Source organism: Microbulbifer sp. GL-2, from assembly GCF_007183175.1.
In the GTDB taxonomy this organism is placed as follows: Bacteria; Pseudomonadota; Gammaproteobacteria; order Pseudomonadales; family Cellvibrionaceae; genus Microbulbifer.
This window is the reverse complement of sequence record NZ_AP019807.1, coordinates 3,823,359-3,839,503: the sequence shown is the minus strand read 5'-3', so window position 1 is coordinate 3,839,503 and position 16,145 is coordinate 3,823,359. Positions and strand designations below refer to the sequence as shown.

Here is a 16,145-nt window from a genome sequence, read left to right as displayed (position 1 = left end):
TGAGCAATAAAGCCTATATTTAGTGAGACCTAGACATGGCTGCTAAGTTAAAATCTGTCTTGCAAAGATAAATAGGCACCATTTACTGTTAACGTATATTGAAAGACCTCAAACATAGCTGACATATTGCTATTGCAAACACCAGGAGTAATTATTCCTAGCATAGGGTTTCAAATCGTAACTTACATATATTACGGTGCCTGGCAGTTACATTCGGACGCTTCCTGACACAGGAATATACGGCATATTTCCATATTCATGCACAACCGTTTCAAAATGGGCGACCAAAGCTCGGAAATTTGGTTCTTTACTAGAGTGTTCAACTCTTACGGTCAAAAGCCGACGAAATTCACTAGGTTTTTTTGGCTCTCGAAGATAGTTATAAATTAGATCAATTTTATAACCTCTATTGGAACGAAAGAATTCGAGCCTTGAAAAACCAGGAATATCATCCGAGAAGATACCATTAAGAGAAGCATCGCCAGCTCTAAAATAACCATTATCTTTATAGCTATTAAATAAATCTTCTATTTTATGCCAATTACCATTTTGCAACTTGCTCTCAGTAATAGGGTTTTCATCAGCACGCTTTTGGGCCTCCATGCCATCATGTAAGTATACCCTAATGACATCATCTTCAAATGAAGTCTCGGCTAGAGAAAGCGTTGTAAATTCTTTATCATTGAGATTTAAGTGCCCGTCACTCGTTTTCGACATATCTCCAGCAAGGTAATAAAGATACTGCCCCATCGGATGTGCTCCCCAAAGGACACCAACATAAGTATCAGGGGAGTTGCTTTCCGCAGGATGTTTTATATAGACAGGCAGGTTATCCAAAGCCTCAATAATAGTAATAGGCTTAAGAGGTTTCGCGGGCTTATCCCATAAGTGCCGATATTTTTCATAATTTGCGCCAATAGGAAACGCCTTCGGGCTGAGACTTTTTCTAGCCGAGAGAGAACAAGCTAATAATAGACATAAAAATATAGAAATTAAACCAACACCAACCAGTTTTAACACTTATCCAACAACTCAAAAACAAACATAGAGATATACGGGAGCCTCAAAAGGAGACCCCGGTAAAGAGGAAAATCATATATTTAAAAACAACCAGCCGGCACCCGTACCCACCCTTCCATCAGGATTCGCGCACTGCGGCTCATAATGGCTTTGGTGGCGGTCCACTGCCCATCCACTTCTCTTGCCTGCGCACCTACTCGCAATGTGCCAGAAGGGTGACCGAAGCAGACGGAATTACGCTCGCCACCGCCGGCAGCGAGATTCACCAAAGTGCCAGGGATTGCAGCAGCAGTGCCAATAGCCACGGCGGCGGTACCCATCATGGCATGGTGCAGCTTACCCATCGAGAGGGCTCGCACGAGCAAGTCAATATCAGCTGCTATCACCTTCTTGCCGCTGGAAGCGACATACTCCTTCGGCTTGGAAACAAAAGCGACTTTCGGAGTGTGTTGGCGGGCTACAGCTTCCTCGATAGAGGAAATCAACCCCATCCTCACCGCGCCATGGGCTCGGATAGTCTCGAACATAGCGAGCGCTTTACTGTCGCCATTAATCGCACCCTGCAGTTCGGTACCGGTATAACCGATATCTTCCGCATTGACGAAAATTGTGGGGATTCCGGCGTTTATCATGGTGGCCTTAAGTACACCGATACCGGGTACCTCAAGATCATCTATCAGGTTTCCTGTGGGAAACATGGCGCCCTCGCCATCTGCGGGGTCCATAAACTCGATTTCCACTTCCGCTGCCGGGAAAGTAACACCATCCAACTCAAAGTCGCCGGTTTCCTGCACTTCACCATTTGTGATCGGTACATGGGCAACTATGGTCTTGCCAATATTGGCCTGCCAGATTCGCACGGTGCAAATGCCATTTTGTGGAACCCGGGAGGACTCCACAAAGCCGCTGTTAATAGCAAAGGCACCCACTGCTGCGGTGAGATTGCCGCAGTTACCACTCCAATCCACAAAAGGTTTATCGATCGAGACCTGCCCGAACAGGTAATTGACATCGTGATCGACTTTATCGCTAGGAGACAAAATCACTGTCTTGCTGGTACTGGAAGTAGCACCACCCATACCATCGGTATGTTTACCGTAAGGGTCCGGGCTGCCAATTACACGCAGCAGCAAATTGTCTCGAGCCTCTCCCTGTACCTGGGCAACCTCTGGCAGGTCTTGCAGGCGAAAGAAAACACCCTTGCTGGTCCCCCCGCGCATATAAGTCGCGGGGATTTTTACTTGGGGAGCAAATTTCATAACTCAGGTCGTCGCCTCTGCCTCAAGAAAGTCTTTGGCAAAACGCTGTAGTACACCGCCCGCTTCGTAAATAGAAACCTCTTCAGCGGTATCCAAACGGCAGGTTACCGGTGCCTTCACTGTTTCACCATTGGCGCGATGAATAAGCAGGGTCAAGGTGGCATGCGGTGTGCGCTCACCGATCACATCGAAAGTCTCGGTACCGTCAATGCCCAGGGTTTCCCGGGTAGTACCCGGTTTAAATTCCAGCGGCAACACCCCCATACCAATCAGGTTGGTACGGTGGATACGCTCAAAACCCTCGGCAACAATCACTTCCACTCCAGCCAGGCGCACGCCTTTAGCGGCCCAGTCCCGGGATGAACCCTGACCGTAATCTGCACCGGCCACAATAATCAGCGGTTGCTTACGATCCATGTAGGTTTCGATGGCTTCCCACATACGAGCAACCTGCCCCTCCGGCTCGATCCGGGCCAGAGAACCTTGGCGAATCTCGCCGTTGTCATCGCGCACCATTTCGTTGAGCAGTTTCGGGTTGGCAAAGGTTGCCCTTTGCGCGGTGAGGTGGTCGCCGCGGTGGGTTGCGTAGGAGTTGAAGTCCTCTTCCGGCAGGCCCATTTTCGCCAGGTATTCACCGGCTGCACTGCTTGCCAGAATTGCGTTTGAAGGTGACAGGTGGTCAGTAGTGATGTTATCACCCAGAACCGCCAGCGGGCGCATTCCTTTCAAGGCTCTCTCACCAGCCAGTGCGCCTTCCCAATAAGGTGGGCGGCGGATATAGGTGCTCATTGACCGCCAATCGTACAGGGCGTTGCCCTGCTCTTCCGCTGCATCCCGCTCTTCAAACATGGGGATATAAACATCGCGGAATTGTTGCGGTTTCACGCTCTGGCGAACAATTGAATCGATCTCTTCATCGCTCGGCCAAATATCTTTTAAGGTTATCGGCTTGCCATCAGCATCGTATCCCAGCGCATCCTTTTCGATATCAAAACGGATAGTGCCTGCAATTGCGTAAGCGACAACCAGTGGTGGTGAAGCCAGGAACGCCTGCTTGGCATAGGGGTGAATACGGCCATCGAAGTTGCGGTTACCAGAAAGCACCGCCGTAGAATACAAATCACGGTCGATCACTTCCTGCTGGATTTTTGGATCCAGGGCACCACTCATACCATTACAAGTGGTACAGGCAAAAGCCACAACACCAAAACCCATTTGCTCCAGGTCTGGCAGCAGCTCAGCTTCTTCCAAGTACATTTTTACGGTTTTGGAACCGGGAGCCAGGGAGGATTTCACCCAGGGCTTGCGGGTTAGGCCTAACTTGTTGGCATTGCGGGCAATCAGGCCTGCGGCAATCATGTTGCGCGGGTTGCTGGTATTAGTACAGCTGGTAATGGCCGCAATGATCACAGCGCCATCGGGCATCTCACCCGCTTTCTCTTCCCAGGCCTTTGCGATACCACGATTTGCCAATTCAGAGGCTGGTAGTAATGCGTGGGGGTTAGACGGTCCCGCCAGGTTGCGGCCAACACCAGTTAGATCAAATTTCAGCACGCGTTCATATTCGGCGTCTTTCAAGGTATCCGACCAGAGGCCGGTTTCTTTGGCAAATTGCTCTACCAGGGCTACCTGCTCATCATCTCGACCGGTGAGCTTCAGGTAATCGATGGTCTGCTCATCGATAGAGAACATGGCCGCCGTTGCGCCATATTCCGGAGTCATATTGGAAATAGTCGCGCGGTCGCCAAGGGTCAGGTTCGAGGCGCCTTCACCGTAAAATTCCAGGTAGGCGCCCACCACGCGCTCGCGGCGCAGGAATTCCGTCAGGGCCAATACCAGGTCGGTACCGGTAATACCGGGCTGCAATTTTCCGGTCAACTCCACACCGACGATATCTGGAAGGCGCATATATGAGGCGCGACCAAGCATTACACTCTCGGCTTCGAGACCACCTACGCCTACGGAAATAACACCCAGGGCATCCACCATGGGCGTATGGCTGTCGGTACCGACACAAGTATCCGGGAATGCCACACCTTCACGCACCTGCACCACCGGAGACATCTTCTCCAGATTGATCTGGTGCATGATGCCGTTGCCGGGGGGAATCACATCCACATTTTCAAACGCAGTTTTGGTCCAGTTGATAAAGTGGAAGCGGTCTTCATTACGATGCTCTTCCACCGCACGGTTTTTCTCGAAAGCATCTTTCTCAAAACCGGGGTGTTCCACCGCGAGGGAGTGGTCCACGATCAGCTGGGTGGGAACGACTGGATTTACCTTGGCTGGATCACCGCCCTTATCGGCAATCGCATCACGCAGACCTGCCAGATCCACTAACGCGGTTTGGCCGAGAATATCATGGCACACAACTCGGGCTGGAAACCATGGGAAGTCCAGCTCGCGCTTGCGTTCAATAATCTGCTTGAGGGAGTCGGTCAGTTTTTCCGGCTCACAGCGGCGCACCAGGTTTTCCGCCAGAATACGTGAGGTATACGGCAGTTTGGCATAGGCACCGGGCTGGATCGCGTCAATGGCAGCACTGGTATCGAAATAATCGAGGTCTGTACCGGGCAGAGATTTGCGGTAATCAGTATTCATAGCTTGGTAAATCAATCGAATCTATTTTTTAAATCGTATCTCTTCAGAGAAGGCCCCACCGCTGCGCAATTCAGGCAACAGCAGGACCCGGCGCACTGTGTACGCTTCTCTTCTATTTGGAAGAGTATTAGCCGCGCTCAGCAATCGGAGTCACAGTACGAGGTTCAACACCTACATACTCCGCACTCGGGCGAATAATGCGGTTGTCAGCGCGCTGCTCGAACACGTGCGCAGCCCAGCCAGTAACGCGGGACATTACAAAGATCGGAGTGAACAGCTTGGTGGGAATACCCATAAAGTGATACGCGGAAGCATGGAAGAAGTCGGCATTGCAGAACAACTTTTTCTCGCGCCACATTACCTCTTCACAACGCACGGATACCGGATATAAAACAGTATCGCCCACATCTTCAGCCAGCTTTTCAGACCAGGCCTTGATAATTCCATTGCGCGGATCGGACTCGCGATAAATCGCATGGCCGAAGCCCATAATCTTTTCTTTGCGCTCCAGCATACCCAGCAATTCTTTTTCTGCTTCGTCCGGGTTGGAGAAACGCTCGATCAGTTCCATTGCCGCTTCGTTGGCACCGCCGTGTAAGGGGCCACGCAGGGTACCGATAGCACCTGTAATACAGCTGAACAGATCAGACAGTGTCGAGGCACAAACACGGGCAGTAAATGTGGAGGCGTTGAATTCGTGCTCTGCGTACAGGATCAGGGAAACATTCATGACCTGCTCGTGCAGGGCATTGGGTTTCTCGCCGCGTAACATATGCAGGAAGTGACCGCCGATACTGTCATCATCGGTTTCAGTTTCGATACGCAAGTTATCGTGAGAGAAACGGTACCAGTAGCAGATAATAGACGGGAAAGCGGCCAGCAGGCGGTTAGCCTTTTCCAGCTGCTGCGCGAAGGACTCTTCACCTTCCAGGTTACCCAGCATAGAGCAGCCAGTGCGCATCACATCCATTGGATGGGCGTCAGCGGGAATACGCTCCAAAACTTCTTTCAGTGCTTGCGGCAGGCCGCGCATGGTTTTCAGCAGCGCCTTGTATTCCGCTAACTGCTCCTTATTGGGCAGCTCCCCATAGAAAATCAGGTAGGCAACTTCTTCAAACTCACAGTTTTGGGCCAGGTCCTTAATATCGTAACCGCGGTACGTGAGACCAGAACCTGTTTTACCTACAGTAGACAGTGCAGTCTTGCCTGCTACCTGGCCGCGTAAGCCAGCTCCACTCAGTGTTTTCTCTGCCATCGTCTTATCTCCCCTTTTTTTAACTACGCAGTTTCTTTATTCGTCGATTGAATGTCGAGACAGCATTCAACCGATACGTAAATCCATTACTTCATTACTTATTGAACAGCTCGTCGAGCTTCTGTTCAAACACGTGGTAGTTGAGGTAATCGTACAACTCTTCACGGGTCTGCATGGTGTCAACTACCGCTTTCTGGTCACCATTTTGCAGAATGCTGGTGTATACATTTTCCGCCGCGCGGTTCATGGCACGGAAGGCTGATAGTGGATACAGTACGATATCCGCACCGGCCTCACCCAACTCTTTGGTGTTATACAGCTCTGTTTTACCAAACTCGGTGATATTCGCCAGAATCGGCACATTCAGTGCGTCCTTAAAGGCTCGATAGTGCTTCAATTCCGTCACCGCTTCGGCGAAGATACCATCGGCACCGGCCTCAATGCAGGCCTGAGCGCGCTCAATAGCCGCCTCCAGTCCTTCCTGGGCGAAGGCATCGGTACGGGCCATGATAAAGAAGTCGTCATCGGTACGGGCATCTACTGCGGACTTGATGCGATCCACCATTTCCTTCTTGGAGACAATTTCTTTATTCGGTCGATGACCACAGCGCTTTTGTGCTACCTGGTCTTCAATATGTACCGCACCCGCGCCTGCACGGATCATTTCTTTGATGGTGCGAGCGATATTGAAAGCACCGCCCCAACCGGTATCGATATCCACCAGCAGCGGCAATTCACTGGCTGCGGTAATGCGACGCACATCCTCGAGCACGTTGTCGAGGCTGGTCATACCCAGATCCGGCAGGCCGTATGAAGCATTGGCAACACCGGCACCAGAAAGGTAAATCGCCTTGTGGCCGATGCGCTCAGCCATAATCGCCGAGTAGGCGTTGATGGTACCAACAACTTGTAGCGGTGAATTTTCTGCGAGTGCGGTGCGGAAACGCGCGCCGGCGGATGGCTTTTGGCTCATGCTCTACCTCAGTTTATTTTCAATATTTTGCCTGGAGGCGCGGATATGCCGGCGCATCAACAGCTCTGCCAGCTCCCCATCCCCCGCTTCTATGGCTTCGATGATATGGCTGTGTTCGCGAAACGCACGCTGGGCCCTGGGACTGGCCATGCCCAACTGGTAGCGATACATACGAACACGGTAATAAAGACGATTGCACAGTGTGTCGATCAACAGCTCGTTTTTGGAAGCCTGCACTATGCGAAAATGAAAGTCGAAATCGCCTTCCGGCTGGAAATAGGCTTTGCCAGCCTGCAATTCTTTCTGCTGTTCATGGCCCGCAAGCATTTTACGCAAAGCCGCCAGGTCCTCTTCGCTGCGCTGCTCTGCGGCTAACCTGCAGGCCATGCCCTCCAGTGCCTCTCGCACTTCGTAGAGTTCGAGCAGACCGCGTTCGCTCAGCTCGACCACCCGCGCGCCCACATTCACCCGGCGCTCCAACAGCCCCAGGGACTCCAGGCGCATCAGGGCCTCACGCAAACTGCCACGACTGGCATTAAAGCGGCGAGCCAGTTCAGGTTCGCTGATTTTGCTGCCAGCGGCAATGCGCCCCTCCACAATCTCACCGCGCAGCGTCAAAAAAAGGCGCTCAGCAAGACTCTGGTGTGCCTCAGGTACAGGGACGTTCATACCAGTAGCGCTCATTCGACCCCGACATTGTCGACAATTTTAAAAGTTCGCAGACCTTAAAACACTGAGACCTGGGCGTCAACTAAAGCATCCATGACAAATTGTTGACAATCCTTGGCGTAGAATGACTTTTACGGCAGTAGTAGTCTTGCCACACCGAAGTGGGCATAATAGCGCCCGCGCCAGATACAGCATGCCCCAATACCGGGGGCACTCTATGCTTATCTGGGGCAGGGAAAAAATCCCGACGAAAGAGTTTCCAAGCCCCGGTACAGCGCTAATTAACAAGGCTGCCAGCACCCAGGTTTCAGACAGAGTTATGCCGAAGAGTATTATCAGGCGATGGCTGCCAAGCCCCGAAGAAATCCGAGCCAAGAACGGGCTTAAGTTTCTGGGGACTCTTCTCCACGACCCCAACCTATTTCACCTGAACCGACATTCGGTTTCAGTCGCTTTTGCTGTCGGTGTGTTTACCAGTTTCCTCCCCCTACCTGGGCAGATGATTATCGCTGCGCTGCTGGCCTTGTGGCTGCGCTGCAATCTGCCGCTTTCAATTATCCTGGTATGGATCAGCAACCCGGTCACCATGCCCGCAATTTTCTACAGCACTTACAAGCTGGGCGCATGGATTCTGGGTACACCTCCGGTGGACTTCAGCATTGAACTTTCATGGACGTGGTTAACGAATGAGGTTGGGAAGATCTGGATGCCGCTGTTTTTCGGCTCGGTTTTGGCAGGTATTTTCTTTGCAACCCTGGCTTACTTCTCTATGCGCGCCCTATGGCGCTGGCATGTGGTAAAACGATGGAAGCTACGCCTGGAAAGGCGTTCCGCAGTCAGTTAGCGTCCCGCCTGAAAAACCAACGGACACTCCACAGAGCCCCTGCGCCAGCTGTAATTGCCAGTATCGCAGGTAGCGGGTATTGCGTAGCAACGCCCAATACAAGTGCGCCTACTGAGCCCACCACAAGGGCAAAAGAGGCTGCCCTGTTGCGATCTCCCGCTGCAGAAATCGCCACCGCCCAAACAACTGCGAATGCGGAAAGCATGGCGCCCAGACATACCAGCCAAAATGGATGTATCTCCCAACCCTCAGCGTAACAAACAGAGCCTTCCCGTAAGCCAGCCGGACAGAAGGTTCTCACTCGCCATGCATCAAACCACAAAGCACCCAGTAAAACCGCGACCCAGGCGCTTAGCGCCACGGGAATTGGTAACAATTTACGCAACACCCAAGCGCCCCGCTTCACATTAGGCCCTTTTACTCATTACGCAGTGCGGCAGCCGGTTGCACACGACTCGCCTGCAGTGCGGGATAAAGTGTGGCAATTAGACTGAGAAGAAAACCCGCCCCAACCACTAAAGCCACATCAGCCCAGGACAGCTGCGATGGCAGGTAGTCCACTGGATAGACATCAGACTTGAGAAACTGGATGCCAAAGACTGACTCAAGGCCGGCCACCAGATCTGTGACCGTGAGCGACCCCAATACTCCGAGGGCACCGCCAATAGTGGCTCCCACCAATCCGACCAAGGCCCCCTGGTAGACGAAGGTGAGTAGTATCTGGCGGGTACTGGCCCCCATGGTACGCAGAATGGCGATATCTGCATGCTTATCGATCACCACCATCACCAGCGTGGAAACCACGTTGAAGGCGGCAATAGCAATAATCAGTAACACCAACAACCCCACCAGGTTGCGGGACATCTGGATTGCCTGGTACAGATTTCCATGGGTTCGACTCCAGTCAGTACCATAGAAGCCCTCTCTGGGCAGCTCCTGCAGCAGGCGGCGCATAATCCAATTGGCCTCCAACATCTCGGTCACTCGTAACTGCACACCTGCCCCCCCCTTATTGCCGGCGAGCGCCTTGGCCTGATCCCAGGACACCAGCGCCAATGACTGATCAAGGACAGTACCCGAGTGAAAAACTTCCGCTACCCTGAAGCCCGCTACACGAGCAGCGCGTCGACCGCCTGAAGCGCTGTCATTGTTGGGTACAATCAAGGACAGGTAATCGCCCTCTTCTACCCCCAATTTATGCGCAATTCCACGACCGAGCACTACGCCCGGCTCAACGCTATCAAGCAGGGCTGGAAAGGCATCAGGGCTGAGAAATTCACTGATATTGGAAACTTCAACAATGGTGTCCGGATTTACCCCCTGAACCAGTAGTGGCGTCACCTCTGCGCCACGCCGGGCCAGTGCATTTACCTGCCATACTTCAGCTGCAGACAGCACCTCAGCATCGGCTACCAGCTTCTGTCGCATAGCAGCCCAATCGACATCCGGGCTGGCATTGTAGATGGTGGCATGCGGCATAATGCCAAGAATCTTCTCGCGTAACTCGCGATCAAAGCCGTTCATCACCGACATCACCACAATCATCAGGGCGACACCAAGGATCAGACCAACCATCGACAGACCGGAAATAAATGACACCAGGCCAGCGGAGTCATCATTACGCCGCTGAGCGCCTGCGTAACGCAGGCCTATAAATGCGGAGAGCGGCTTAAACATGATCACCCTGATGCCAGTCGCTGAGAAGCTCTCCATCAATCAGGTGTAGGCTCCGGTCCAACGCCGCAGCAAGATCCGGGTCGTGAGTCACAATCACAAAACTAATCCCCATATCCCGGTTGAGTTGATCCATCAGCTTGTGAATTTCCCGCGCTGTTGCCCTGTCGAGGTTACCGGTAGGCTCATCCATCAATACACAGGCCGGACGGGCAACCAGCGCCCGCGCAATAGCCACACGCTGACGTTCGCCACCGGACAACTGCGTAGGCTTGTGGCCGATTCTCTCGCCAAGACCTACCGCCTCCAACATGGCTTTTGCCTCGGCACGGGCATCCGCCACACTGTGTTTGCCGATCAGTAGTGGCATGGCCACATTTTCCAAGGCGGTAAATTCATTGAGTAAGTGATGAAACTGGTACACGAAACCGAGACTGCTGTTACGCAGCCAGCCTCGCTCATTGGCATTGAGGTTGGCCAGGTTCTGGCCTGCCACCCAAACTTCACCGGAACTCGGGGTATCCAGGCCACCCAGCAGGTTGAGAAGTGTGGATTTGCCAGAACCGGAGGCGCCGACAATCGCCAGCTTCTCACTGCGCTTCACTTCCAGCTCGACACCACGCAGTACATTGAGGTCCCTCCCTCCCTGCCGATAACTCTTACACAGCTGGTAGCAGGCCAGCACAGCGTCATTGGCATCCGGTGCTGGCCGGGCTTGCTCGGCATTTATTTCCACTCGACTATTCATCAATCTGTTCGTCGCTCTCAATTCATAGATAGCTTTATAAAACCAACTTAAAATATTGATTTATAAAAAATTCATTCATAACGTAAGGCTTCTGCCGGTTCGATCTGGGCCGCCCGCCAGGCAGGAAATACTGTCGCCAGGAGGCTCATGCAGATGGCGGCGGTAAGTACGACTACCGCATCACCCATACGGAATTCAGAAGGTAAATAGCTGACAAAAAACACGCGCGGATCGAATATCTTCACGCCCAGCAGATTCTCTACCCAGGTGACCATCTCAGTGAGGTTAAGGGCTATCAACACCCCCAATATCGCACCACTAAAGGCCCCTATCAGCCCGATGGCACTGCCCTGTACCACAAACACCGCCATTATCTGGCGTGAGGTGAGGCCCAGTGTCCTGAGTACGGCGATATCGGAGCGCTTATCCGCAACCATCAATACCAGGGCCGAAACAATATTAAAGGCGGCCACAGCGACGATAATCATCAATAACAGGGTGACCACCGTCTTCTCCATTTTCACCGCCTGGAACAGGTTGCCCTGGGATTGGCTCCAGTCCTCACCACTGAAACCTTCACCTAACTCATTCGCATAGAGAGGCAACCTGCCCAAGGCATTATCCATATCATCAAAACGCAATTGCAGGCCTTGTACCTTGCCCGGCATTCGCATCAGGCGAGCCGCATCCTCAATATTCATCAAGGCTATATTCTGGTCTACCTGGGCACCGGCCGAGAAGACTCCAGCTACAGTAAAGCGTTTGGTACGCGGGAAGATACCAGCAGGGGTTACAGACACCTGTGGCAGGGTAAGGATGACGGACTCACCGGGAAGCACATTCAACTGCCGGGCGAGGATACGGCCCAGCACAATGCGATAACTGCGCGGCTGCAACTCATCCAGACTGCCCATGATCATGCTCTCCCCCACTTCCGAGACATTGCGCAGCGCGTCAGGCTCTACCCCCTGAAACTGCACCCCGTGGCTGTCGCCGTAGGCGCTGACCAGGGCAAAACCCCTCACAAAGGGGCTCGCTGCCTCAACATGGGGTTGTTGCTCTAGCTTTTTTGCTACGTCCTGCCAGTTCTGCAGGCCGCCCTCGCGCTCGACAAAACCGTGGGGCACCACACTCAAAATTCTTGTTTTCATCTCACGATCGAAGCCGTTCATCACAGATGTCACGACGATCAGCGCAAGAACGCCTAACGCCATACCCACCAAGGAGAAACCGTTAATAAAAGAAATGAACTGCTGCCGGCGCCGGGCAGCCACATATCGCAGGCCGATAAATAGGGGGACAGGTTTTAACATAAGGCCGATTTAAACGGAAAAGGGCTAAGAAATCCAAGCATTTACACAACTTCAACGTTTATAGTGGGGTTTCAACTTCATCCGCAGATGCCTCAACTCCTCTTCACTCCAGTCCGGTGGCTCGGTCAGCGCCACCCAAGCTCGAGTGTAACCCGCAGGAGAGTACCGGTGGCCAAAATCCCGCGGTGTTACACCGACATTCAAGTCCGCCAGCAACTGCAGCATGGTAACAACAGGGAACCATTGCAGGTCCGGGGAAACATCCGGTCCCCTGGGGCGCTCAAGCCAGTCGGGTTTGCGAAGCATCCAACGCAAATCGAAGAAGACTACTGGGTCACTGGCGTGCTGCAAAAAAGCGATGCGGAACCGTCCCCATGGCTCTTGCCCTAAGTAACCCCCATATTGGTTTCCAAAGCGCACCACCTCCCCTCCCTTAAATTGGGGTAGCCAGGCAGGCGTTCCCGGATCGCGATTATCGGTAATCATGCGCCAGACACCCATACCGTAAGGGGGACCAGCCCAAAGAGCACCATCAATGGGGTCATCGATAATATCGTAGAATTCGAATGAATCCTCTGAAAGCTGAGCGCCCAAACTAAGCCCAAAAAGATAGAGCCTGGGGCGAGTATTTACAGGCAAATCTTCCCAGAAATCGTAAATCACCTTAAACAAAGAACGAGCCGACATCCGGATATATCTATCATCTGTCAGCAACGCAATCGGGCCAGGAAGATATGAGTACTGGGCTACGACTGTAGCCACATCACCTCGGTACAAAAATTCCAGCGAGTCCACCGCACCGGGGTCGACCCAACCATCACCTACCGGGGTGGCGATCAGCAAAATTTCCCGTTCAAATGCCTTGACCCGCTTCAACTCCGCAAGGGCCAACAGTGCGCGTTGCAAGGGCGTATCTGCAGAGTGCAGCCCTACATAGACTCTAATGGGGTCTATTCCCTTTCCCGTGACTTCCTGTATATCTTGGGCGTTGGGTCCAAGTGTCAGGAATCGACGCCCCTGGTGTCCCACGCTATTCCAAGACAAAAGCGAATCCGCCCCACCCGTCCTACTGGGATTCTTCGGTGGCGACAAGTCTTCGGCAATAGCCTGGTCCAACTGCTCATAGATGATCGAAACCGTACGCAGTCCTGACTGCAACAGTACTCCGTTCAATATGCCCCAATACAGAAAAAATGCCGCCAGCAGCCCGGCGAGTAAGGCTACCCGCTCAGGAATCCTCTTCTTTAATCGGGCCGTGACCACGAGAACTATCTTGTGGAACCCCTTTGCCATCAACCAGAGGAATAGAAATACGAACAGCGACACAGCCCCTATGATGATTTGACCAGCTCCTGAAACCGTCGCCATCCCCATTAGTGAACGCACCGAATTCTGCCAATACGTTCCCTGCCAAAGAAACCCTAAAACCAAACCGATGCAAAAAATAATCACCAGGCGCTTTAGAATTCGCCACTGAAAACTGCTTAGCGGGATATCGGGAATCTCTAAATACTTCCAAAGCCAGCGAAAAAGTACGCCAAAAGAGTAACCAACAGTGAAAGCCACACCGGAGAGAATGCCCTGCACAAAAGCACTGCGGGGAATCAACGAAGGAGTCAAACTCAGAGCAAAGAAAATCGCGCCCAGCAGCAGGCCCGAAACAGAGAAAGCCAAAGTTTTTCGCATCCATGCCGCCTGCGGGACCAAGCCTAACGTCAGCCTAGCACAGCGCTCATCCTTCTCAGCCTTTAAAACAAACAGAAATTACAAACTGTGAGTGGCAGATATATCCGCTAAAGCCTGCCCACAGATCAGCCTATTACCTTCCTCAGGTAAATAGCCAGCGACTTTTGTATACACCAATTAGGATGGAAAAAATCAAATTTTGATTTTCTGTAACAAATGAAAAATGGACTCTACTGCTGAGGGAATTACCTGGCCAAGGCGAGAAATCAATTGGGCAACAGCTCTTCACCTAGGGCAGAGTTACACAAAGTGGTGTCGGGAAACCAAGCAATTACACCAATTCAACGCACTGGATAGGTTTTCAATTTCTGTCGCAATCTTTTTAATTCCTCTTCATCCCAGTCGGGCGGCTCTGTCAGAGCCATCCAGGCAAGGATATAACCAGCAGGGGAATAACGATGACCAAACTCCAGAGGGGCGATACCCACATTCAGGTCTACCAACAACTGCAACATGGTGACTACGGGGAACCATTGCAGATTCGGGGATACATCCGGTCCCCTGGGGCGCTCCAGCCAGTCTGGCTTGCGAAACATCCAGCGCAGGTCAAAGAAGACTATTGGATCACTGGCATGCTGCAGAAAAGCGATGCGGAACCTTCCCCAAGGCTCCCGTCCCAAATAGCCGCCATATTGATTGCCAAAGCGAACCACCTCCCCCCCCTTAAATTGAGGCAACCAGGCGGGCGATCCAGGATCTCGATTATCGGTGATTACCCGCCAGATACCTGATCCAAATGGGGGACCCGCCCAAAGGGCACCATCTAAGGGGTCATCAATAATATCGTAGAAGTCGAAGGAATCTTCCGACAACTGAGCCCCCAGACTTATCCCAAACAAGTAGAGCCTGGGACGTGTATCGCGGGGAAGATCTTCCCAATACTCATAAATCACCTTGAACAGTGCCCGGGCGGATGTCAGTCCGTACTTGTCATCCGTGAGCAGGGCCACCGGACTGGGCAGGTAGGAATACTGGGCCGCAACAGTGGCCACATCTCCCCGGTATAGATACTCCAGTGAATTCACCGCACCGGGATCGATCCAGCCGGAACCCGTCGGAGTCGCGATCAGGAGGATCTCCCGCTTGAAAGCCTCAACCCGCTTCAGTTCTGCCAGAGCCAGGTATGCGCGCTGTACCGAGTTCTCAGCCGCATTCAGACCAACATAAACTCGAATTGGCTCTATGCCGTGTCCCGCTATCTCTTTGATATCTTCCTCAGTGGGACCCAGTGTGAGAAAACGCCGCCCCTGGTGCCCGACACTATCCCAGGAGAGTAAAGATTTGAATCCTCCTGTCTTGTCGGGATCTTTTGGAGGCGGCAACCCCTCTGCAACCGCCGTATCAAACCCTTCGTAGATCACCGCAATAGTGTGCAGCCCCGCATTCAGGAGTACGCCGTTGAAAATGCTCCAGTAAAGTATCAAGGCCACTAACAGCCCGGTGAGCAGAGCCACTCGCTCGGGAATGTACTTTTCCAGGCGACATGTGACCTCGCGGATGATACGGCGAAAACCTTTCCCCATAAGCCAGAAGGCAAGGAAAGTCAGCAGGGCAACGACACCCACTGTCAGGGGCCCTACCCCTGATACCGGTGCCATCCCCATCAGGGAGCGAACCGAATTCTGCCAGTGAGCCCCCTGCCATAGGAAAGTCAGGATTAAGCAAATACAAAAAATTAACGCGCCACGTTTTAACATGTCGCGCTGCCACCGGTTTACCGGGATGTCCGGGATCTCCAGGTAATTCCACAGCCAATGGACAAACAGGCCAAAACCATAGCCAAATGTGAAAGCCGTTCCGGAAAGAAGCCCCTGCATAGAGGCGCTGCGGGGAATTAGGGAGGGCGTTAAGGACAGTGCAAAAAATATCGCACCTGCCAGCAGGCCGAGCACTGAGAGGGTTTTTGTAAGTCGCATCCAAGCCAGCTCGCAGGACCAAGCCTACTTGTCAGCCTAGCATACCCAGCGCAGGGCCTATTCTTTGAATGTCTCCCCCACGGGCAATGAAAAACGTGAAGAAGGCCAAGTGTTTTGGCATTTTTTC

At 52.6% G+C, this 16,145-nt stretch carries 13 protein-coding genes; 1 reads left to right on the top strand and 12 read right to left on the bottom strand.

Annotated elements, in window-relative coordinates:
• Positions 1-207 precede the first annotated feature (207 nt).
• The 6 genes from GL2_RS16740 to GL2_RS16715 form a co-directional block, all read right to left on the bottom strand.
• On the bottom strand, positions 208-1,020 hold the full coding sequence (locus GL2_RS16740; RefSeq protein WP_143731713.1) for a hypothetical protein: 813 nt from the start codon (positions 1,018-1,020) through the stop codon (positions 208-210).
• 80 nt (positions 1,021-1,100) lie between these two features.
• The gene (prpF, locus tag GL2_RS16735; RefSeq protein WP_143731712.1) at positions 1,101-2,279 is read right to left on the bottom strand and encodes a 2-methylaconitate cis-trans isomerase PrpF; all 1,179 of its coding nucleotides are present in this window, start codon (positions 2,277-2,279) and stop codon (positions 1,101-1,103) included.
• A 3-nt stretch (positions 2,280-2,282) separates the two neighbouring features.
• On the bottom strand, positions 2,283-4,880 hold the full coding sequence (gene acnD, locus GL2_RS16730; protein WP_143731711.1) for a Fe/S-dependent 2-methylisocitrate dehydratase AcnD: 2,598 nt from the start codon (positions 4,878-4,880) through the stop codon (positions 2,283-2,285).
• Positions 4,881-5,007: 127 nt separating this feature from the next.
• The gene (gene prpC, locus GL2_RS16725; RefSeq protein ID WP_143731710.1) at positions 5,008-6,135 is read right to left on the bottom strand and encodes a 2-methylcitrate synthase; all 1,128 of its coding nucleotides are present in this window, start codon (positions 6,133-6,135) and stop codon (positions 5,008-5,010) included.
• A 94-nt stretch (positions 6,136-6,229) separates the two neighbouring features.
• Positions 6,230-7,108, bottom strand: coding sequence for a methylisocitrate lyase (prpB, locus tag GL2_RS16720; protein ID WP_143731709.1), 879 nt, complete (start codon positions 7,106-7,108; stop codon positions 6,230-6,232).
• 3 nt (positions 7,109-7,111) lie between these two features.
• Positions 7,112-7,777 carry a GntR family transcriptional regulator gene (locus GL2_RS16715; protein WP_232053659.1) on the bottom strand — a complete coding sequence of 222 codons (666 nt, stop codon included), beginning with the start codon at positions 7,775-7,777 and terminating at the stop codon, positions 7,112-7,114.
• Positions 7,778-8,096: 319 nt separating this feature from the next.
• Here GL2_RS16715 and GL2_RS16710 point away from each other — a divergent pair, with 319 nt between their 5' ends.
• Entirely contained in the window at positions 8,097-8,621 is a 525-nt protein-coding gene (locus GL2_RS16710) for a DUF2062 domain-containing protein (protein WP_143732937.1), read from the top strand.
• Here GL2_RS16710 and GL2_RS16705 read toward each other — a convergent pair.
• From GL2_RS16705 to GL2_RS16680, 6 genes are all read right to left on the bottom strand, one after another.
• Positions 8,614-9,009, bottom strand: coding sequence for a hypothetical protein (locus GL2_RS16705; RefSeq protein WP_143731707.1), 396 nt, complete (start codon positions 9,007-9,009; stop codon positions 8,614-8,616). The genes GL2_RS16710 and GL2_RS16705 overlap by 8 nt on opposite strands.
• A gap of 29 nt (positions 9,010-9,038) precedes the next feature.
• Positions 9,039-10,298 (bottom strand): lipoprotein-releasing ABC transporter permease subunit, encoded by a 1,260-nt coding sequence (locus tag GL2_RS16700; protein ID WP_143731706.1) that lies wholly within the window; start codon positions 10,296-10,298, stop codon positions 9,039-9,041.
• The gene (gene lolD, locus GL2_RS16695; RefSeq protein ID WP_143731705.1) at positions 10,291-11,043 is read right to left on the bottom strand and encodes a lipoprotein-releasing ABC transporter ATP-binding protein LolD; all 753 of its coding nucleotides are present in this window, start codon (positions 11,041-11,043) and stop codon (positions 10,291-10,293) included. The genes GL2_RS16700 and lolD overlap by 8 nt, the downstream gene beginning before the upstream one ends.
• Before the next feature lie 71 nt (positions 11,044-11,114).
• Complete coding sequence (locus tag GL2_RS16690) at positions 11,115-12,356, bottom strand: lipoprotein-releasing ABC transporter permease subunit (protein WP_143731704.1); 1,242 nt, start codon at positions 12,354-12,356, stop codon at positions 11,115-11,117.
• A 51-nt stretch (positions 12,357-12,407) separates the two neighbouring features.
• The gene (locus tag GL2_RS16685) at positions 12,408-14,042 is read right to left on the bottom strand and encodes an alpha/beta-hydrolase family protein (RefSeq protein WP_143731703.1); all 1,635 of its coding nucleotides are present in this window, start codon (positions 14,040-14,042) and stop codon (positions 12,408-12,410) included.
• A 341-nt stretch (positions 14,043-14,383) separates the two neighbouring features.
• Positions 14,384-16,018, bottom strand: coding sequence for an alpha/beta-hydrolase family protein (locus tag GL2_RS16680; protein ID WP_143731702.1), 1,635 nt, complete (start codon positions 16,016-16,018; stop codon positions 14,384-14,386).
• Positions 16,019-16,145 lie beyond the last annotated feature (127 nt).